Consider the following 19,630-nt stretch of genomic DNA (forward strand, 5'->3'; position numbering starts at 1 on the left):
CATGACGCCCGATCACCACGCGCCGGGCGCGGCCCCCGTGCCCGCGCGCTATTTCGACGGCCAGACTTCGCGCCTGTACCACGTGACGCTCAGCGTGCGCGATGGCCAGGCCGTGCTGGCCGGCGACATCGAGCGCAGCTGCCCGCTGGGCGAGCTGCATGTATCCGAACGCAGCAGCCACGCCGTGCGCAAGGTCAGTTTTGCCGATGGCGCCTACCTGGAAATCGCCGACCAGACGGCCTTCAACAGCCTGCTGCACGACACGGGCCACCGTGACGGCTGGGTGGTGCGGCTGCAGCAAAGCTGGCGCGGCGCCCTGCTGGCCACCGTGGCCACCATCGTGGCCCTGTGGCTCAGCTATCAATACCTGCTGCCGCTGGCGGCCAAGGGCATCGCGTATGCCTTGCCGCAGTCGGTCGAACGGCAGTTGGGCCAGGGCGTGCTCGATATGCTGGACCGCCATGTATTCGCGCCCAGCCAGCTCGATGGCGCGCGCCAGCAAGCCTTGCGCGCCCGGTTCGCGCGCCTGGCCACGCCCGGCGACAGCACGCCCGGGCACCGCATCGTTTTCCGCAAGAGCAAGATCGGTCCGAACGCGTTTGCCCTGCCGTCCGGCGACATCGTGCTGACGGACGAAATGATCGAACTGCTACCGGACGACCAGGCCATCATGGGCGTGCTGGCGCATGAACTGGGGCATTTGCAGCAGCGCCACCTGACGCGGCGCATCATCCAGACCTCGGCCGTGGGCGCCGGCGCCGCGCTGCTGTTCGGCGACGTCTCGACGGTGGTGGCGACCCTGCCGCCGCTGCTGCTGGACTTGAAGTATTCGCGCGATGTCGAACGCGACGCGGACGACTACGCGATCGCCATGCTGCGCCAGAACGGCATCCCGCTGGAACACCTGGCGCAGGTGTTTGTCGCCCTGGGCAAGCTGGACGAGGGCACGCCGTACCTGTCGAGCCATCCGGCCAGCGCCGAACGGGTCGAGCGCATCCGCGCCGCACAGCAGTAATCCTGCGCGGCGTCCAGTGGGCGCCGCGTTCTTTCCCACCAGCACGTTGCGCGAATCGAAGGTAGACTCGGCTTTATCAGTCTGACTTCACCGGAGTGCCCATGCACCTAGTACCATTTCGCTACCTGGCCTTCATTGCGACGGCCGCCATCTTTGTCCTGTCCCTGTTTTACTACGATCATTACTGGCTGCCCCTGCTGGCCGGTGCGCTGACCCTGGTCGGCATCAGCGACCTGCTGCAAACCAAGCGCGCCCTGCGCCGCAACTACCCCATCCTCGCGCACTTCCGCTTCTTTTTTGAGAGCATCCGCCCCGAAATCCGCCAGTATTTCCTGGAAAGCGACAGCGAGGCGACGCCGTTCTCGCGCAGCCAGCGCAGCATCGTCTACCAGCGCGCCAAGGAGCAGACGGACAAGCGCCCGTTCGGCACCCAGATCGACGTGTATGCGGCGGGCTACGAATGGATCAACCATTCCATCGCCCCCGCCAAAGTCACGGGCCACGACTTCCGCATCGAGATCGGCAACCATCCGGACTGCCCCCGCGCAAAACCGTACTCGGCCAGCGTCTTCAATATCTCGGCGATGAGCTTTGGCGCCCTGTCGGCCAACGCCATCCTGGCCCTGAACGGCGGCGCGCGCAGCGGCGGCTTCATGCACGACACGGGCGAAGGCAGCATCAGTCCTTATCACCGTGAAAACGGCGGCGACCTGGTGTGGGAAATCGGCTCCGGCTATTTCGGCTGCCGCAACCAGGACGGCACGTTCTCCGAGGAGCGCTTCATCGCCAACGCCAGCTCGGAGCAGGTAAAAATGATCGAGCTGAAAATGTCGCAGGGCGCCAAACCGGGCCACGGCGGCGTGCTGCCAGGGCCAAAAGTGACGATCGAGATCGCCACCACGCGCGGTGTGATGGTGGGCGAGGATTGCGTCTCGCCGGCCGCGCACAGCGCCTTTTCCACGCCGCTGGAAATGCTGCACTTTATCGACCGCCTGCGCACGCTCTCCGGCGGCAAGCCGACCGGCTTCAAACTGGCCATCGGCCACCCATGGGAATTTTTCGCCATCGTCAAGGCCATGCTGGAAACGGGCATCACGCCCGACTTCATCGTCGTCGACGGCAGCGAAGGGGGCACGGGCGCGGCACCGCTGGAATTCACGGACCACGTAGGCACGCCGCTGCAGGAAGCGCTGGTGCTGGTGCATAACACCCTGGTGGGCGCCAACCTGCGCGAGCGCGTCAAGATCGGCTGCTCGGGCAAGATCATCACGGCTTTCGACATCGCCCGATTGCTGGCACTGGGCGCCGACTGGTGCAATTCGGCGCGCGGCTTCATGTTCGCGCTGGGCTGCATCCAGTCGCAAAGCTGCCACACGGACCGCTGCCCCACGGGCGTGGCCACGCAAGACCCGCAGCGCCAGCGCGCCCTGGTGGTCTCCGACAAGATCGCCCGCGTGGCGCACTTCCACCAGAACACCATGAAGGCGCTGGCCGAACTGATCGCCGCCGCCGGCCTGGCGCATCCGCAGGAACTGCGTCCGCATCACCTGGTGCGGCGCATCTCGCCGAACCAGGTCAAACTGGCGTCGGCCCTGCTGCCCTTCCTCGACGCGGGCCAGTTGCTCGACCCGAGCCAGCTGCCGCAGCTGCCGCCCGTGTTCGGCCTGTACTGGCCGAAGGCGCAATCGGCATCGTTCCAGCGCCTGGATTGAGGTCTGCATTGCGCAAGTGGAGCAATACCACTTAATAACCACTTGCGCAAAAACCCAAATCCAATACAATACCAAAACAAATACAAAACGCAGGCAGCTTTTCCGGTGATCGCCCAGACGCGCCACCACGGTGCCAGAATACGTATGCCGTCGTCAAAATAAATACCGGAGGAGTTGCAGCATGGAGCAGGGTTTGCGCGAGAAAGTAGGACAGCTGTTCATGGTGGGCTTCGACGCCCTGCAGGCGGACGAGCATATCAAGACCTTGATACGCGAAAAGAAGGTGGGCGGCGTGATCCTGTTCCGCCGCAACGTGCACACGCCCGCGCAAGTGTCGGCCCTGTGCCGCGAACTGCAGGAAATCAACGCGGAGGTGTCCGACACGCCGCTGCTCATCTCCATCGACCAGGAAGGCGGCATGGTGATGCGCATCGAGCAGGGCGTCACGCCGATTCCAGCCGCGATGGCCTTCCAGGCGGCCGGCTCCATCGAAGACTGCGAACGCATGAACCAGATCAGCGGCGATGAAATGCGCCAGGTGGGCATCAACCTGCTGCTGGCCCCCGTGCTGGACGTCAACAACAACCGCAACAACCCTGTCATCGGCGTGCGCGCGTACGGCGAGGATGCCGCCACCGTCATAGCCTACGGCATGGCAGCCATGCGCGGCCAGCGCGCCAGCGGCGTGGCCGTGACAGCCAAACACTTCCCCGGCCACGGCGACACGGCCATCGACACGCATTACGCCATGGCCCTGGTCCCGCACGACAAGGAACGCCTGCGCGCCGTGGAACTGGCGCCCTTCCGCGCGGCCATTGCCGGCGGCGTGGACGCCATCATGACGGCGCACGTGGTCTTCCCCGCCTTCGAAGCCGACACCAGCGTGCCGGCCACCCTGTCGAAAGGCGTGCTGACGGACCTGCTACGCGGCGAGTTGAAATACCAGGGTGTGGTCATCACCGATTGCCTGGAAATGGCGGCCATTGCCGACGGCATCGGCATCGCCCAGGGCGCCATCGCCACCTTGCAGGCGGGCGCCGACATCGTCCTCATCTCGCACCGCGAAGCGCAGCAGACGGCCGCCATCGAGGCCGTCATCGCCGCCGTGGAGCGCGGTGACATTGCGATCTCCCGCATCGACGCGGCTTGTGCACGCGTGGCTGAACTCAAGCGCAACCGCGCCGTGCGCGACTGGCGCACCCGCCCCGTCACGCCACCGGCGCTGATGCAGCCGGCCTCCATGGCCCTGTCGCAGCTGCTGCAAAAGGCCGCCTTGCGCGTACAGGGCGACTACCGCGCGCTCGACGCCAGCCTGCCCGTGACCCTGCTGACGGTGGAAGTGCGCTCGCGCAGCGAAATCGACGAAGTGGCGCTGGGCCGCAACAAGGAAGCACGCAGCTCGATGCTGCCGGCGCTGCTGGAAGCGGGCCTGGACGTGCGCGAGTACGCCTTGTCGGCCGAAGCGCTGGACGAAGAGGTCAATGCGGCCATCGCCTTTGCGCAAGGCGCGCAGCAGATCGTGCTGCAAACGTATAACGCCATGTTCGTCGACGGCCAGCGCCGCCTCATCGAGGCCCTGCCGCAAGATAAACTATGGCTGGTGGCGGGCCGTTTGCCCTATGACCTGGACCTGGCGCCGCACGCGCAAGGCCGCCTTGCCGCCTTCGGCTGCCGCCCGGCCGCGCTGGTGCCCGTGGTGGAAAAGCTGGCGGGCAAGGCGTAAGTGCAGCGCCAGCGTAAAAAAACCCGCAGCAGCGGGTTTTTTGTCGTTCAAGGCCGCACGACGGGCGGCAGGGCCGCCACCGCCAGCAAGGCAAAGGGCCCGAGGAACAGGCCGATGCCGAACCAGAGTCCTCCGTGGCGGCCGCGCCGGCTGGCCAGCAGCCAGGTGGCGACCGCAAACAAAAACATGAAGATCAACAGTATCGCCATTGCCACTCCTTGCCATGCGGAAAACCCAGTGTAGCCCACGGGCGCGCCCGTGGCTAGACTGAAATACAGGCCCTAGCGCTGCACCTGCATCAGGATCACGCGCTTGCTGCTGCCGTCGGCCGGCGGCGTGGCGGATGGCGGCGGCGGGCTGTCGCAGGAGCCGCAGGAACCGCAGCCGCTGCCACAGCCCGGCGCCACCTTGAAGAAGGTCGACATCTTCGCCTCATCGAGGCCGCAGCGCACCAGGCCGCGCACGATGGCGCGGCGCACACCCGCCGGCAGATATTTGGTCGAAAAATGCAGCAGCGCGGCTGCGACGATCAGGGCGACGATAATGGTTTGCCACATGGTGTGCTCCTAGGCGCCCAGCATCAGGGCGACGCGATACGTGATGAACGAAGCGGCGTAGGCCAGGGCGAACATGTAGCCGGCCATCAGCAGCGGATAGCGCCAGCCGCCAGTCTCGCGTTTCACCACGGAGAGGGTCGACAGGCACTGCGGCGCAAATACATACCAGGCCAGCAAGGACAGCGCGGTGGCCATCGACCACGAATGGGCGATCAGCGGTTCCAGGGTGCTGGCCAGCGCGTCGCCCGTTTGCGACAGGGCGTACACGGTGCCCAGAGCGCCAACGGCCACTTCGCGCGCCGCCATGCCCGGCACCAGCGCGATGCATATCTGCCAGTTGAAACCGATGGGCGCGAAGATCACTTCCAGGCCGCGGCCCAGGATGCCGGCCAGGCTGTAGTAGATCGGCGGATGGATCGCGTTGTCCGGCGGGCCGGGGAAGGTGCTGAGGAACCACAGGATGATCATCAGGCTCAGGATGATGGTACCGACGCGCGTGAGGAAGATCTTCGCGCGCTCCCACAGGCTGACGGCCAGGTTGCGCAGATGCGGCCAGTGATACGCCGGCAGTTCCAGCATCAGCGGCTGGTTGCCGCGCACGCCCATGCCGCGCTTCATGACCCAGGCCACGGCCATGGCCGAGATGATGCCGGCGAAGTACAGGACGAACAGCACCAGGCCTTGCAGGCTCAGATAGCCCCATACCTGGCGTTCCGGGATGAAGGCGGCGATGATCAGCGCATACACGGGCAGGCGCGCCGAGCACGTCATCAGCGGCGCGATCATGATGGTGACCAGGCGGTCGCGCGGGTTCTGGATGGTGCGCGCCGCCATCACGCCGGGAATGGCGCAGGCAAAGCTCGACAGCAGCGGGATGAAGGCGCGGCCGGACAAGCCCACGCCACCCATCATGCGGTCCAGCAGGAAGGCCGCGCGCGGCAGGTAGCCGCAGTCTTCCAGGCTCAGGATAAAGAAGAACAGGATCAGGATCTGCGGCAGGAATACCAGCACGCTGCCGACGCCGCCGATGATGCCTTCCACCAGCAAGCTTTTCAGGTGACCATCTGGCATGTTCGCCGTCAGCACGGCGCCCAGATGACCCACGCCATCGGTGATCATTTCCATCGGCGTGGCGGCCCAGGCAAACACGGCCTGGAAGATCAGGAACATCAGCACGGCCAGGATGAGGGGGCCGAACACGGGGTGCAGCACCACGTCGTCGATCTTTTCCGTCAGGTTGCCGCTGTCGCCCGCGTCATTGCTGACGGCGGCCAGGATGCGACGCACTTCGCGCTGGGTTTCTTCGACGCTGACGGCATCGATGGCCGCCAGCGGTTTGGCGTCCACGGCCGGCAGCGGCAGCATGGCGTCAATGGCGTTCAGCAAGGCTTTTTCGCCATCGTGCTGCACCGCCACGGTTTCCACCACGGGCATGCCCAGTTCCTGCGCCAGCTTGGCCGTGTCGATCAACATGCCGCGCTTGCGCGCCACGTCCGTCATGTTCAGCGCCAGCAGCATGGGCAGGCCCAGGCGCTTGACTTCCAGCACCAGGCGCAGATTCAGGCGCAGGTTGGTGGCATCGACGACGCAGATGATGGCGTCCGGACGCGGGTCGCCGCGGCGCAAGCCGCCCACCACGTCGCGCGTGATGGCTTCATCTGGCGTGGTGGCGGACAGGCTGTAGGCGCCCGGCAGATCGAGCACACGTACGGGTTTGCCGGCGGGCGACGTGAAATGGCCTTCCTTGCGCTCGATGGTCACGCCGGCGTAGTTCGCCACTTTCTGGCGCGCGCCCGTCAAACGGTTGAACAGGGCGGTCTTGCCGCAATTCGGATTGCCCAGCAGGGCAATTTGTGGCTGATGCGGCGGCTTGTGCACGCCCGCATCGACGATAGTTTCGACAGCACCCATGGTTATTCCGGTTGAAGCAGCGGTTGAATCGTGATCAGCGCCGCTTCGAAGCGGCGCAGTGCAAACGTGGCATTACCGACCTTGATGGCCAGCGGATCGCCACCGGGCATGCCGCGCTTGAGCATGCGGAGTCGTTCGCCGGGAACGAATCCCAGCTCCATCAAGCGGCGGGCCAGGTCGACGCCGTCCTCCGTCTGTCCTGCCGTGTGGGGCGTGATATGCAACACCGTGCCGCTCTGGCCGACTGCCAGCGCATCGAGCGTCATCAAGGGTGGAACTAGAGTCATGAGCAAATTCCGTTCAAATTAAGAACACCTGATACAGGCTGCGGCGCGCGGCGCCTTGCACTGCTCCCAGGTTTGTAAGGTAAAACGCCACTGTTGCGCATTACCGACAAGCGGCCTTTCCATCTGTCCAGACGGCGACCGTCCGAGACAATACCAGCATTATAAACATGAATGCGAATAGTTTTTATTTAGCCCGGAGAGCCGCCCCCATCAAGGGCTGCGTCATGCGCGCGAATCGCAGATCAAGCTGCGGCGCAAGGCAGCCAGGCGCCGCACACTTGAGCAAAATCGCTTGCATTGTCCCCCACTTTGCGCGACAATGAAACGTAATGATAATGATTCTCATTAAAACACTAGCAACAATGCTTCTCAGCACTAGTGTCTGTTCATACTCCAGCCAGAAGGTGTATCAATGATTGTATGTGTCTGCAACAACATATCTGATCGTGAAATCCGTCAAGCCGTCGATCTCGGCCTGTCCAGCATGGCCGAACTGCGCCGCGACCTGGGCGTGGCCACCTGCTGCGGCAAATGCCACACCTGCGCGCGGGAAGTGCTGAACGAGCACCTGAACGCCACGGTGGTGCTGCAAGAAACCGTATTGATGCGAGCTGTACTGACAAACTAAAGAAAGCGATGAATGCCATGACGATGATGCCCCCGCCCGTAACGGTGCAGGCCGTGCAGCAATTTGCCGACTTCGACAAGAAGCGTAACAAGTTCGCGCCGCTGATGGCCATCGTCGTCCTGCATATCGCCGGCTTTTACGCCATCCAGAGCGGCCTCTTGAGCCGCGTGGTCACGGCGGCCATGCCGACCATTACCACCATCAGCATCATCGCCCCGCCGGCGCCACCCAAGCCGCCGGCACCGTCCGTGCCGAAAACCGTGGAATTGAGCGCACCCGTGCCGCGCGCCGTGATCCCGCCGCTGCCGCTGATCGCCGTGGCGCCGAGCGAACCGACGATCACGCCGCCGCAGCCGACGCGCGCCGAAGCGGCGCCTGTCGCCACTGCCGCGCCGATAGCGCCAGCGGCACCATCGCCGACGCCACCAGCGCCGTCGACGCCGCGCACCGTCAGCAGCGTCGAATACATCAAGGCGCCGCAACTGATCTACCCGAATCTGTCGCGCCGTCTGGGCGAGTCCGGCACCGTGGTGTTGCGCATCCTGATCAATGAAAAGGGCTTGCCGGAGCAAATCCTGATCCAGAAATCGACCGGCTACAACAACCTCGATGAAGCAGGCCGCCAGGCCGCCCAGCGCGCGCTGTTCAAGCCGATGATCGAAAACGGCAAGCCCGTGCCCGTGTACGTGCTCGTGCCACTGACCTTCCAACTGAGCTAGACTTCCGGCGGCCACGGCGCCGCTGCCAGCCCGCAAGCACCGCACCAATGCCTTGCTTGCTGCGCCCTGTTTTCTGTACCAGTCAAGCAACTGCTTGTTTCAGTCTGCCAGCCACCATCCCCGGGCCAGGCAGACTTTTTTTTGCCCGTTACATCTCCGCCCACATCCGCAGCAAATTATGATAATGCCCCGTCAAGCCCACCGTCGCGGGCGAATCGCCATGCTCGCCGCGCACGCTCTGGATGTTTTGATCGAGCTCGAACAGCATGCTGCGTTTCCAGTCCTCGCGCACCATGCTTTGCGTCCACAGGAAGGAGCAGATGCGCTCGCCGCTGGTGACGGGCAGCACCTGATGCACGCTGCTCGACGGATACACGATCACGTCGCCGGCCGGCAATTTCACCTCATGCGTGCCGTAGGAATCGACCACCACCAGCTCGCCGCCTTCGTATTCGTCCGGCTCGCTCAGAAACACGGTCGACGAGACGTCGGCGCGCATCGACTGCATGCCGTTTTTCGGCGTGCGGATGGCGCCGTCGATATGCAGGCCATAGTGCTCGCCGCCCGCATAGCTGTTGAAGAATGGCGGCAGGATGCGCAGCGGCAGCACGGCGGCAAAGAACAGCGGATTGGCCATCAGCGCGCGGCTGACGATTTCGCCCAGCTCCAGTGCCAGCGGCGAACCTTCGGCCAGCTGGCGGTTGCGCTTGACTTGCGCCCCTTGCGCCCCGACGCTGGCGCGTCCGTCGACCCAGTCCGTCTGCGCCAGGCGCTGGCGAAAATGCGTCACCTGTTCCGGTGTCAGCACGCCGGGTATATGCAGCATCATCTTGCTATCCTTTTTCAGTAAACATCGCTGCGTGATTATCGCATCGCCACCGGCGGCCAAGTATACGTAAAGGCAAGAATGTCGCAAACATTGTGCGCCGTTTCCATGCGACAGCCCAGGCCCGCCGGACATGCACGACAGACGGCATGAACGCGAATGAGAATGGCCTTCATTTTCCTTAACAAATAAAAAACGGAAAAATGCGGCAACCCATTTGAGAATGGGTTTTATTCGCACGATATTTACGTTAAAAAGACGGAAAAACACCGTTTCGCAGCAAAAAATGCCCATATTTTGCGCTATCATGCGGGCATAGCGAAACCGGCAACCTGCGCGCCACCAGGCAGCCTTGCGCCACCCGGCAGTGAACGCCAGCAGCCTGCGGTTTCATCATCGAACGCAACACAGAACAAAGGAAATCCCATGAAGGGCGATAAAGAAGTCATCCGCATGCTCAACGCACAGCTCACCAACGAACTGTCGGCCATCAACCAGTACTTCCTGCATGCGCGCATGTACAAGCACTGGGGCCTGGAAAAGCTGGGCAAGAAGGAATACGAAGAATCGATCGGGGAAATGAAACACGCCGACAAGCTGATCGACCGCATCCTGATGCTCGACGGCCTGCCGAACCTGCAAGCGCTGCACAAGCTGCTGATCGGCGAGAACACGCCGGAAATGCTGGAATGCGACTTGAAGCTGGAACGCGCCGCGCACGCCACCGTCAAGGAAGGCATCGCCATCAGTGAAAAAGCGGGCGACTACGTTTCGCGCGACCTGTTCCTGATGATCCTGGAAGACACGGAAGAGCATATCGACTGGCTCGAAACGCAGATCGACCTGATCGCCAAGGTCGGCATCCAGAATTACCTGCAAAGCCAGATGGCCGTGGAAGAGTAATCTTTCGCAGCATCGAAAAAAAACCGGCAGAGCCGGTTTTTTTACGTGCGTCCTCAAGTCTTTGTGGTCTGCGGCTGGCGCAGCTTGACGAACAGCACCGCCACCGCCGCGCACAGCAACAGGGCGCCGGCCAGCCGGATGACGTTCTCCGGATTGCCGCCCAGCCAGCTGCGGTAATACAGGGGCAGGGTGAAAATCTGGATGATCATCGGGATGACGATGAACATGTTGAAAATGCCCATGTAGACGCCCGTGCGCTCGGGCGGAATGCAGCCGGCCAGCATGATGTAGGGGTTGCCCATGATGCTGGCCCAGGCCAGGCCCACGCCCAGCATGGGCAGCAACAGCAGCGCCGGGCTGTGGATCAGCGGGATGCTCAGCATGCCCACGCCGGCCGCGCACAGGCACAGGCTGTGCATGCGCTTGGGGCCGAACCGGCGCGTGAACGGCACCAGCGCAAAGGCGGCGACAAAGGCGACGAAATTATAGAAGGCGCCCACCTGCCCGTTCAGCAGGCCCGCGTCACGAAAGCCTTGCGACGCGGGGTCCGTCGTGTGAAACAGGGTCGCCGCCAGCGACAGCGCAATGTACTGCCAGTAGCAGAACAGGGCGTACCACTGGAACAGGTTGACGAGGGCCAGCTGCTTCATCGTCGGCGGCATGTCGCGCAGGGCCGCGCCGATATCGGCCAGCGTGTGGCGCCAGCCCGGCGGGCGGCTGCGGATGGCCGCCAGCTCACTGGCCGTGAGGGGGTTTTCCGGCGTCGTCTTCAGGGTCCACAGCACCGAGACGAGCGAGAACACGGCGCCGATCAGGAAGGCGGCGATGACGATGTGCGGGATATGGCTGCCATTGACGGCATCCTTGTTCATGCCCAGCATGACCAGCAGCGATGGCGTCAGATAGGCCAGCGTTTGCCCCAGCCCCGTAAACGCGCTTTGCGTGAGAAAACCCAGCGAGTGCTGCTTCTTGTCGAGCTTGTCGCTGACAAAGGCACGGTACGGCTCCATCGTCACATTGTTGGCCGCGTCGAGTATCCACAGCAGACTGGCGGCCATCCACAGGGTGGGACTGAAGGGCATGGCCAGCAGGCCCAGGCTGCACAGGATGGCGCCGATCAGGAAGTAAGGCGTGCGGCGTCCCCAGCGCGTCACCGTGCGGTCGCTCATGGCGCCGATCAGCGGTTGCACGAGCAAGCCCGTCATGGGACCGGCCAGCCACAGATATGGCAGACTTGCTTCATCGGCGCCCAGGTATTTGTAGATGGGGCTCATGCTGCTTTGCTGCAGCCCAAAGCTGAACTGGATGCCGAAAAAGCCGACATTCATGTTGACGATCTGCCAGAACGACAGATGCGGACGATGTGCGCTGGCGTCGCTCATGCTGCTTCCCTTTCCAGCCACAGCATATGCCAGGGCTGCAAGCCTACCGTGCCGGCCAGCACACTGCCATCGAGGCTGTTGCGCCACTCGCCTGCGGGCAAGGTGTAGCGCTGGCTGGTGCCGCTGAAATTGCTCAGGTTGAGAAACGCGTCGCCGCGCAGCAGCGCCAGCACGGACGGCGCGTCGGCCGGCAGCACGCTGCGCGGCGCAGCGGCGGCCAGGGCCGGCAAGCGCCCGCGCGCGTCGACCAGCTGGCGCAGCGCCAGGTACAGCCGGCCGCTGGCACTCACGCCATCGTGGCGCCATGCCAGCAGGCTGTCGTCAAACGCGGGGCGCTGCAGCCAGCGGCTGTCCATCGCCCGGTCGGCGCGCTGCGTGTAGCTGTAATCGTTGGTCATGCCCAGTTCATCGCCCATGTACAGCACCGGCAAGGCGCCAAAGCTCAAGGCCAGGCCATGCAGCAGCAGCAGGCGCCGCAACGCGTATTCCTGCTCCTGCACCGTGATGGCGCTTTCCAGCCCGGCCAGCGAAGCGGCCATGCCGTTGCTGCCATGCGCCTTGTCGGCGCTGCTGCTCTGGAAGGCGGCGCCGCGCGCATAGCTGCCGGTGCCCGGCGTGCCGGCAAAGAACTGTGCGATGCGCGCCAGGCGCGCCGGCCCGTCCGCGCCCGCTTCATTGAGCAGCACGTTCCAGCCGATGTCATCGTGGCAGCGCACATAACTGAGCCAGCTTGCGGCCGGCGGCAGCGGCGGCGTGGCGGCGATCACCTGCTGCAGCAAGTCTGTGCTTTCCTCCGCCAGCGCGCCCCAGCCGGCGGCCATCAGGCTGCTGTGATAGGCGATATGGCATTCGGGCGCGGCATCGCTGCCAAAGTAGGCGGGCAGCTTGGGTGTGGGCACGATGGCTTCGGCCTTGAGCAGCACGCCCGGCGCGACGATGGCGGCGATGGCCCGCAAGGCTTGCAGCAGGCTGTGGGCTTCGGGCTGGTTCATGCAGTCCGTGCCTGCGCGCTTCCACAGGAAGGCCGTCGAATCGAGGCGGAACACCTCCACTCCCTTGTTGGCCAGGCCCAGCATGGCGCCGGCCATGGCCGCGAAGACGGCCGGATTGGCATAGTTCAAGTCCCACTGATACGGGTAAAACGTGGTCCAGACCCAGCGCTGCAGCTCCGCCACGAAGGTGAAATTGCCCGGCGCCGCCTGCGGGAAGACCTGGCCCACGGTTTGCTCGTAGCGGTCCGGCTGCGCGCGGTCGGGATAGGTGTGGAAAAAATCGCGCAGTAGCGGATCGCCCGCCTTGGCGCCCAGCGCCCACGCATGATCGTCGGCCACGTGGTTGAGGATCAGGTCCGAGCACAGGCTGATGCCGGCCGCGCGCAGCTGCGCCGTCAACGCCAGCAAGTCTGCATTGCTGCCCAGCGCGGGGTCGACTTCCTCGAAGCTGGCGACGGCAAAGCCGCCATCGCTTTCGCCAGCGCGCGGACGCAAAAACGGCAGCAAATGCAGATACGTCACGCCCAATTCGCGCAGGTGGGCAATGCGCGCGGCCACGCCCTGCAGGCTGCCGCCGAAGCGCTGTACATACGCGCTGTAGCCCAGCATGGACTGGCTGGCAAACCAGTCCGGCTGCGCTTCGCGCTGCGCATCTTGCCGCAGCAGCGCCGGCGCGCGCGCCGCGTACAGCCGTCCCACGCTTTCCATCAGGTCGCCCAGCCAGGGCAGGAAGTCCGGCCGCTGGCCATACAGGCTACCCAGGCGGTCGAGCAAGACCGCCTCCTGGCGCGCATAACGGCGCGCCGCATCGTCGCGCAAGTGCGTGGGGAGCGGCGCCAGCAGGCGCGCCAGGGGGCTGCGTATCGACATCATGAATCCTATCCTTGCTTAAAATGCGTATTTCAGGCTGAGCTTGACGGCGCGCCCCGTGATCGAGCGGGCCGCATGGCCATCACCCTCGACTTCCGTATAGCCGATCTTGTTGAGCAGATTGTTCGCCGTCAGCGCCACCTGCATTTGCGGCGTGAGCTGGTAATTGACGAAGGCATTGAGCACCTGGTATGCCGGCAAGGTGATCGTGTGCGCATCGTCGCCCCACGACTTGCCCGTGCCAACCAGGCTGGCGCCCAGAGTGGCCGGTCCCCATTCATAGGTGGGCGCGAGCTGGTACACGACACGCGCCTGGCGCCGCGGCGTATTGCCGATCAGCGCCACGTCGGCCGCCGCCGTGCCCGTGATCTCGGCATCCGTGAACGTCAGGCCGCCATTGATGCGGAAGTCGCCGGCGCTGTAAGCCGCTTCCAGCTCCACGCCCTTCGCTTCATAGCTATTGGCCGTGCGCAGCTGGGTAGTCGCTTCGTAATTGCTTTCCTTCGTCTTGGCCTGGAACACGGTGACGAAGGTGCTCAGTGGTCCCTGCCGCCATTTCACGCCGCCTTCGAGCTGGCGCACGGTGTTGATGGCCACCGGCACGCTGCCGTCGAGCGGCGTGCCGAACAGGATGCGGTCGGCATTGAAGGCCACGCCTTCGCTGACGCGGGCAAACACGGCCAGGTTGGCTTGCAGCTTGTAGTTCGCGCCCAGCGAGTACGAAGTGTGGCCCAAGGTGTAGTCGACCTGCTGCACCGTCGACGGCAGATAGGCTTGCGCGCCGGTGGCCTGATTGGCCGTGCCGCTGGCATGCTGGCGGTCGCGCCGCAAGCCGCCGTCGAGATTCAGCGCGCCGCTTTCCCAGGCCAGGTTCAGGTACGGCGACGTCGTGCGGTATTCCATGTCGACGGCGCGCGAGCAGCAGGCGCCGAAGGCGGGGCCGATATAGCCCGGCGTGCCGCTGGCCGTTTGCAGCAGCGCCGGCTGGTCGCCCGTGGCCTGCATCAGGTATTCATTGAAGTTCCAGGTCAGACCCAGCTTTTGCTGCGACAGGTACAGGCCGGCCGTGGTGGTCAGCTTGCCGCCGTCGAGAACAAAAGTCTTGGCCAGCTTGGTGTCGCTCAGGGTATTGCTGGCGTCGTCGATCGAGGTATTGAACACCACGGCGGAAAACGCACGGCCAGCGTAGGGCTTGCCCTGGTTCGGGCCGCTGGCAAATACATAGCTGCCGTCGCTGCCGTTATTCGACGGGAAGACGCCGGTGAAGCGACCCGAATTATCGGCATAGCGGAAGTTTTCACTCACGCTCCAGCCCTGCCCCAGCTTGAACGATGCTTCCAGGCCCACGGTGTCGCTCTTGACGTGCAAGCCGTCGTTGACGCGGGTGGCCACGCGCTGATTATCCTTGTTCAGCACCATGTCGGGCACCCAGTACGGCGAATAGAAACTGGCCTTGCGCGGGTCGATGTCGGCGATTTCCCCGATGCGGCCATTGCGCACGCTGACCGGTACCGGCAGGGCCGTGGGCGACTGGTCGTCGAGGTGCTTGAACGACAGGCGCACGAAGCCGCTGTCGAATTCATGCGTGACATTGCCGCGGATCTGGCCGCCCTTTTCGCTGTTCACGCCACTGTGGCGGATGCCTTCGCCCGACCGCCAGGAGCCGCCGATGAAGAAGCGCGTGCGCTCCGAAATCGGCGCGCCATAATCGAAGTCCACGCGCGTCTGGTCGTAGCCCAGGCCGCGGCTGAGCGCCACGCTGCCGCCCTGCTCCTTGCCGTTCTTGCTGATGAAATTGATGATCCCGCCCGGCGAATTGGTGGCCAGGGTGGAGGCCGAACCGCCGCGCACCACTTCCAGGTGGTCCAGCGTGGAATCGATCTTGACGAAGCTGTCGGGCGTGGTGAAGTTGAAGTCGCCGAACTGCAGCACCGGCAAGCCGTCTTCCTGGATCTGCACATAGCGCGCGCCGCCGGCGGAAATGGGCAGGCCGCGCACGGTGATATTGGCATTGCCTTCGCCGCCCGAGGACTCGGCCCGCAAGCCGGGCACCGAGCGCAGGACTTCGGCGGCGCTGGTGGGTGCGTTGTGCAAGATGGTGTCGAGCTCCATGCTGCTGACGGAATTGCTCGATTTCATTTTGGATGTGCCGCCGGTGGTGCCCGTGACCACGATGCGTTCCAGGTTCAGGCCATCGGCGGGGCCGGCGCTGGCGGTGTCGCCGGCCGATTGCGCCTGGGCGACGCCCCATTGCAGCAGGGCCAGGGCGATGGCTGCGGCCATGCAACCGCGTTGAGCAGTACGTGTCTTCATCTTGTCTCCAGTGTTGTATGCCGATACATCGAGGTATCCGCTTGTTATGAGTCCTGGCCGCTGCATGCCGTGGCGCGCTGGCTGAGCCGGTACGTCATTATTCAACGGATAAGAATTTATTGCAATCGATTGCAATCGAGCACTGCAACATGGAAATATTGTTGTTTTTAAGAGAATACTACGGGCAATACATGACTAGAAATGCGATGCCTGACGCGATTTTAGGGGTTTTCATGCTGCAATGCAGCATGAAAATAAACGGTGGAATAAGAAATTATTGCAATCGGTTGCAACCGATTGCAGATGCGCGCCTCAGCGGCCCGAGGCGCGTACGATCAGCTCGGTTGGCAATTGCTGGGATGGCGCGGGCGCGCCGTCGACCAGTGCCAGCAGCGAGGCCACCAGCGCGCGCCCGGCGGCGCGGATCGGCTGGCGCACGGTGGTCAGCGGCGGATGGAAATACGCGGCCAGTTCAATATCGTCGTAGCCGACCACGGCCACCTGTTCCGGCACGGCCACGCCACGCGCGCGCAGGGCGCTGATGGCGCTCATGGCCAGCAAGTCGCTGCAGGCAAAGATGGCGTCAAACGGCAATTGGCGGTCCAGCAGTTCCTGCACGTCCGTCGCGCCGCCCTGCGGCAGGAAGGAGCCGGCCACGTACAGTTGCGGGTCCGGCGCCAGTCCCTGCGCGGCCAGCGCCTGCGCATAACCCTGGTGGCGCTGCGCCACCTCGGGCAGTTTGGCGTCGCCAAAGAAGGCGATGCGCGTGCGCCCCGCCGCCAGCAAGTGTTCCGTGGCCAACCTGCCGCCGGCGACATTGTCGCCGCCGACGGTGCAATACAGCTGCTGCGGCAATTGCGCACCCCACACGACGATGGGCACCTGGCGCGCGGCCAGCTGGTTCAGTTGCTCATGGTGGCGCCACTGGCCGATCAGGATGATGCCGATCACGCGGCCGCTATCGAAGGACTGGGCGGCTGCATCGAGGGTTTCCGCATCCACACGCGAAATGAGCATGTCGAAGCCCTGCTCCGTCAGCGCATCGGCCAGGCTGCCCAGCATGCTCAGGAAAAAAGGATCGGACAGGTGCTGGCGCGTGGCCGCGTCATACGGCACCACCACGCCTACCGTGCGGTTCTGTTTCAGGCGCAGGTTTTGCGCGCCGATATTGATGGAATACTTGAGCGAACGGGCCAGCGCGATGACGCGCGCGCGCGTCTCTTCATTGACCAGCGAGCTGCCGCTCAGCGCGCGCGACACGGTGGATGTGGACACGCCGGCCAGGCGCGCGATATCGGCCATCTGCAGGCGTTGCTGCGCCTTCGAATCAGTCACGGTCATCGTGCGCTCACTGCGGCGCGGTGTCCTTGAACGATGGCCGCTCGGACAGTTTGTCGAACAGGCGCGCCAGCGCCGGATGGTCCGCGCGCCAGTCGATTTCCGGGAAGCGGAAGCTGAGCCAGCCCAGCGTGCAGCCCACGGCCACGTCGGCCAGGGTGTAGTTCTTGCCGGCGCAATACGCGCTCTCGCCCAGGCGTGCTTCCAGCGCCGCCAGGCCCAGGGTGATTTTTTCCAGCTGGCGCGCGATCCAGGCCGCGCTTTGCTGCTCGGGCGGGCGCTGCGTGCGCTCCAGGCGCACCAGCACGCCCGCGTCGAGGATGCCGTCGGCCAGCGCTTCCCAGTTCTTGATATCGGCCCGCTCGCGGCCATTGCCGCCGGCCGGCAGCAGTTTGCACACGGGCGTGAGCGTGTCGAGGTATTCGACGATGACTTTCGAATCGATGAGCGTGCTGCCATCTTCCATCACCAGGCAGGGCACCTTGCCCAGGGGATTGGCTTGGGCGATGCGGGTTTCCGGCGCCCACACGTTTTCCAGCTCGAAGACATAGTCGAGCTTTTTTTCCGCCAGCACGATACGGGCTTTGCGGACATACGGGCTGGCGAGGGAACCGATCAGTTTCATAGGTACTTTAAGGTAAAGGAGCAGCAAGCAGTATAGCATCGGCGGCAGCGGTGTTTGGCAGCACGCGCCCGACGGCCCCCAGTGTGTGGCAGGCACGCCGCATCGGGGCCGGATTAGGCCAGATTGCGGTGCGCCGGCGGCCCACGGACGGCTGGCCAGCGGCCAGCGGTGGTAAAATCTCCCTTTACTGTGGCGCCGTCAGTGTTGCTGTATTGCAATAGCCCTGCCCTCCCCCTGCGCCACACGCCAACCGTTTCTTTAACTTGCGTCCGCTCTCATGACTTCTACACCTCCGTATTCCACGCTGTCGGCCCTGTCTCCGCTCGATGGCCGCTACGCCAGCAAGACCGATCTGCTGCGCCCGATCCTGTCCGAAGCCGGTTTCATGCACCACCGCGTGAAAGTGGAAATCTCCTGGCTGCAAGCGCTGTCGCAAGCCGGTTTCGCTGAAATCAAGCCTTTCTCGGCAGAAGCGACCGCCCTGCTCGACAAGATGGCAGCCGATTTCTCGGAAGCCGACGCGGCCCGCATCAAGGCCATCGAAGCGGTCACCAACCATGACGTCAAGGCCGTCGAATACTGGTTGAAGGAACAAGTGGCGGACGTGCCGGAACTGGTGGCGGCGTCGGAATTCATCCATTTCGCCTGCACCTCGGAAGACATCAACAACACCTCGCACGGCATGATGCTGAAAGCCGCGCGCGATGGCGTGATGCTGCCGGCATTGAACGGCCTGGTGGCCAAGCTGACGCAGATCGCGCACGACAATGCCGACGTGCCGATGCTGTCGCGCACGCACGGCCAGACGGCCAGCCCGACCACCCTGGGCAAGGAATTCGCCAACGTCGTGGCCCGCTTGCAGCGCGCCGTGAAACGCATCGAGCAAGTGGAAATCCTCGGCAAGATGAATGGCGCCGTGGGCAATTACAACGCCCACCTGTCGGCCTACCCTGGCTTCGACTGGCCGGCATTCTCGCAGGCCGTCATCGAACAGCGCCTGGGCCTGGTCTTCAATCCGTACACCATCCAGATCGAGCCGCACGACTACATGGCCGAACTGTTCGACGCCTTCGCGCGCGCCAACACGATTCTGCTGGACCTGAACCGCGACATCTGGACGTACGTGTCGCTGGGCTACTTCAAGCAAAAGCTGAAAGCGGGCGAAATCGGTTCGTCGACCATGCCGCACAAGGTCAACCCGATCGACTTTGAGAACTCGGAAGGTAACCTGGGCCTGGCCAACGCCGTCCTGAAACACCTGTCGGAAAAACTGCCCGTCTCGCGCATGCAGCGCGACCTGACCGATTCGACCGTGCTGCGCAATATCGGCGTGGGCCTGGGCTACACCCTGCTGGCCTATGACAGCTGCCTGCGCGGCCTGAACAAGCTGGAAGTGAACCACGCGCGCCTGGCGCAAGACCTGGACGCGACCTGGGAAGTGCTGGCCGAGCCCGTACAAACCGTGATGCGCCGCTATGGCATCGAAAATCCGTACGAGCAGCTGAAAGAGCTGACGCGCGGCAAGGGCATCTCGAAAGAAGCGCTGCAAACCTTCGTCAATGGCCTGGCCATTCCGCAGGATGCCAAGGACGTGCTCTTGACCATGACGCCGGGCAACTACATCGGTATCGCAGCGCAATTGGCAAAAGCCATCTAAGCAGTTTCCACATGGGATCATGCTATCCCACTCCCGCGGGGCGGCCAGCACACAAATGCTGCCCGCCCCGCGGTTTTTCCGGCAATCTTTCTTGTAGAATCTGCAGCACGCAGCGCAATTTGCTTTTCTTTGGTATATTAGGCCGAACTAGTCCTAATGCGTACTACTTTCA

Annotated in this window: 17 protein-coding genes; 7 read left to right on the forward strand and 10 right to left on the reverse strand. The window is 63.9% G+C overall.

Annotated elements, in window-relative coordinates; translation table 11 throughout:
- Window position 1: 1 nt before the first annotated feature.
- The 3 genes from ACQ4WS_RS07950 to nagZ all read left to right on the forward strand — a co-directional run bounded on the left by ACQ4WS_RS07950 (window position 2) and on the right by nagZ (window position 4,450).
- The gene (locus ACQ4WS_RS07950) at window positions 2-1,015 is read left to right on the forward strand and encodes a M48 family metallopeptidase (RefSeq protein ID WP_436475164.1); all 1,014 of its coding nucleotides are present in this window, start codon (window positions 2-4) and stop codon (window positions 1,013-1,015) included.
- Between the two features lie 101 nt (window positions 1,016-1,116).
- Window positions 1,117-2,727, forward strand: a complete 1,611-nt coding sequence (locus tag ACQ4WS_RS07955; RefSeq protein ID WP_436475166.1) for an FMN-binding glutamate synthase family protein — start codon at window positions 1,117-1,119, stop codon at window positions 2,725-2,727.
- Window positions 2,728-2,908: 181 nt separating this feature from the next.
- Entirely contained in the window at window positions 2,909-4,450 is a 1,542-nt protein-coding gene (nagZ, locus tag ACQ4WS_RS07960) for a beta-N-acetylhexosaminidase (RefSeq protein WP_436475168.1), read from the forward strand.
- Between the two features lie 47 nt (window positions 4,451-4,497).
- Here nagZ and ACQ4WS_RS07965 read toward each other — a convergent pair whose 3' ends face one another.
- From ACQ4WS_RS07965 to ACQ4WS_RS07980, 4 genes are all read right to left on the reverse strand, one after another.
- A complete protein-coding gene (locus tag ACQ4WS_RS07965) occupies window positions 4,498-4,659 on the reverse strand; it encodes a hypothetical protein (RefSeq protein WP_436475170.1) in 162 nt (53 codons plus the stop codon).
- A gap of 72 nt (window positions 4,660-4,731) precedes the next feature.
- On the reverse strand, window positions 4,732-5,007 hold the full coding sequence (locus ACQ4WS_RS07970) for a DUF6587 family protein (RefSeq protein ID WP_436475172.1): 276 nt from the start codon (window positions 5,005-5,007) through the stop codon (window positions 4,732-4,734).
- A 9-nt stretch (window positions 5,008-5,016) separates the two neighbouring features.
- Window positions 5,017-6,918 carry a ferrous iron transporter B gene (gene feoB / locus ACQ4WS_RS07975; RefSeq protein ID WP_436475174.1) on the reverse strand — a complete coding sequence of 634 codons (1,902 nt, stop codon included), beginning with the start codon at window positions 6,916-6,918 and terminating at the stop codon, window positions 5,017-5,019.
- A gap of 2 nt (window positions 6,919-6,920) precedes the next feature.
- Entirely contained in the window at window positions 6,921-7,205 is a 285-nt protein-coding gene (locus ACQ4WS_RS07980; protein WP_436475176.1) for a FeoA family protein, read from the reverse strand.
- 412 nt (window positions 7,206-7,617) lie between these two features.
- Here ACQ4WS_RS07980 and ACQ4WS_RS07985 point away from each other — a divergent pair, with 412 nt between their 5' ends.
- Both ACQ4WS_RS07985 and ACQ4WS_RS07990 read left to right on the forward strand, forming a co-directional pair.
- Entirely contained in the window at window positions 7,618-7,833 is a 216-nt protein-coding gene (locus ACQ4WS_RS07985) for a (2Fe-2S)-binding protein (protein WP_436475177.1), read from the forward strand.
- Between the two features lie 17 nt (window positions 7,834-7,850).
- Entirely contained in the window at window positions 7,851-8,552 is a 702-nt protein-coding gene (locus tag ACQ4WS_RS07990; protein WP_436475178.1) for an energy transducer TonB, read from the forward strand.
- A gap of 148 nt (window positions 8,553-8,700) precedes the next feature.
- Here the strand turns inward: ACQ4WS_RS07990 and ACQ4WS_RS07995 are convergent, their stop codons facing one another.
- Window positions 8,701-9,381 (reverse strand): Fe2+-dependent dioxygenase, encoded by a 681-nt coding sequence (locus ACQ4WS_RS07995; protein ID WP_436475180.1) that lies wholly within the window; start codon window positions 9,379-9,381, stop codon window positions 8,701-8,703.
- Between the two features lie 423 nt (window positions 9,382-9,804).
- Here ACQ4WS_RS07995 and bfr point away from each other — a divergent pair, with 423 nt between their 5' ends.
- Window positions 9,805-10,281, forward strand: a complete 477-nt coding sequence (gene bfr, locus ACQ4WS_RS08000) for a bacterioferritin (RefSeq protein ID WP_010401839.1) — start codon at window positions 9,805-9,807, stop codon at window positions 10,279-10,281.
- A 53-nt stretch (window positions 10,282-10,334) separates the two neighbouring features.
- Here bfr and ACQ4WS_RS08005 read toward each other — a convergent pair whose 3' ends face one another.
- The 5 genes from ACQ4WS_RS08005 to ACQ4WS_RS08025 form a co-directional block, all read right to left on the reverse strand.
- Window positions 10,335-11,663, reverse strand: a complete 1,329-nt coding sequence (locus ACQ4WS_RS08005) for an MFS transporter (protein ID WP_436475182.1) — start codon at window positions 11,661-11,663, stop codon at window positions 10,335-10,337.
- The gene (locus ACQ4WS_RS08010; protein ID WP_436475184.1) at window positions 11,660-13,528 is read right to left on the reverse strand and encodes an alpha-amylase family glycosyl hydrolase; all 1,869 of its coding nucleotides are present in this window, start codon (window positions 13,526-13,528) and stop codon (window positions 11,660-11,662) included. Before ACQ4WS_RS08010 ends, ACQ4WS_RS08005 begins: the two co-directional genes overlap by 4 nt.
- A 15-nt stretch (window positions 13,529-13,543) precedes the next feature.
- Window positions 13,544-15,838 carry a TonB-dependent receptor gene (locus ACQ4WS_RS08015; RefSeq protein WP_436475186.1) on the reverse strand — a complete coding sequence of 765 codons (2,295 nt, stop codon included), beginning with the start codon at window positions 15,836-15,838 and terminating at the stop codon, window positions 13,544-13,546.
- Between the two features lie 312 nt (window positions 15,839-16,150).
- The gene (locus ACQ4WS_RS08020) at window positions 16,151-17,179 is read right to left on the reverse strand and encodes a LacI family DNA-binding transcriptional regulator (protein WP_436475188.1); all 1,029 of its coding nucleotides are present in this window, start codon (window positions 17,177-17,179) and stop codon (window positions 16,151-16,153) included.
- A 7-nt stretch (window positions 17,180-17,186) separates the two neighbouring features.
- The gene (locus tag ACQ4WS_RS08025) at window positions 17,187-17,801 is read right to left on the reverse strand and encodes a glutathione S-transferase N-terminal domain-containing protein (protein ID WP_436475190.1); all 615 of its coding nucleotides are present in this window, start codon (window positions 17,799-17,801) and stop codon (window positions 17,187-17,189) included.
- A gap of 277 nt (window positions 17,802-18,078) precedes the next feature.
- Here ACQ4WS_RS08025 and purB point away from each other — a divergent pair, with 277 nt between their 5' ends.
- Window positions 18,079-19,458 carry an adenylosuccinate lyase gene (purB, locus tag ACQ4WS_RS08030; protein WP_436475191.1) on the forward strand — a complete coding sequence of 460 codons (1,380 nt, stop codon included), beginning with the start codon at window positions 18,079-18,081 and terminating at the stop codon, window positions 19,456-19,458.
- Window positions 19,459-19,630: the final 172 nt, after the last annotated feature.

Source organism: Janthinobacterium leeuwenhoeki, from assembly GCF_051380795.1.
Classification (GTDB): Bacteria; Pseudomonadota; Gammaproteobacteria; order Burkholderiales; family Burkholderiaceae_D; genus Janthinobacterium.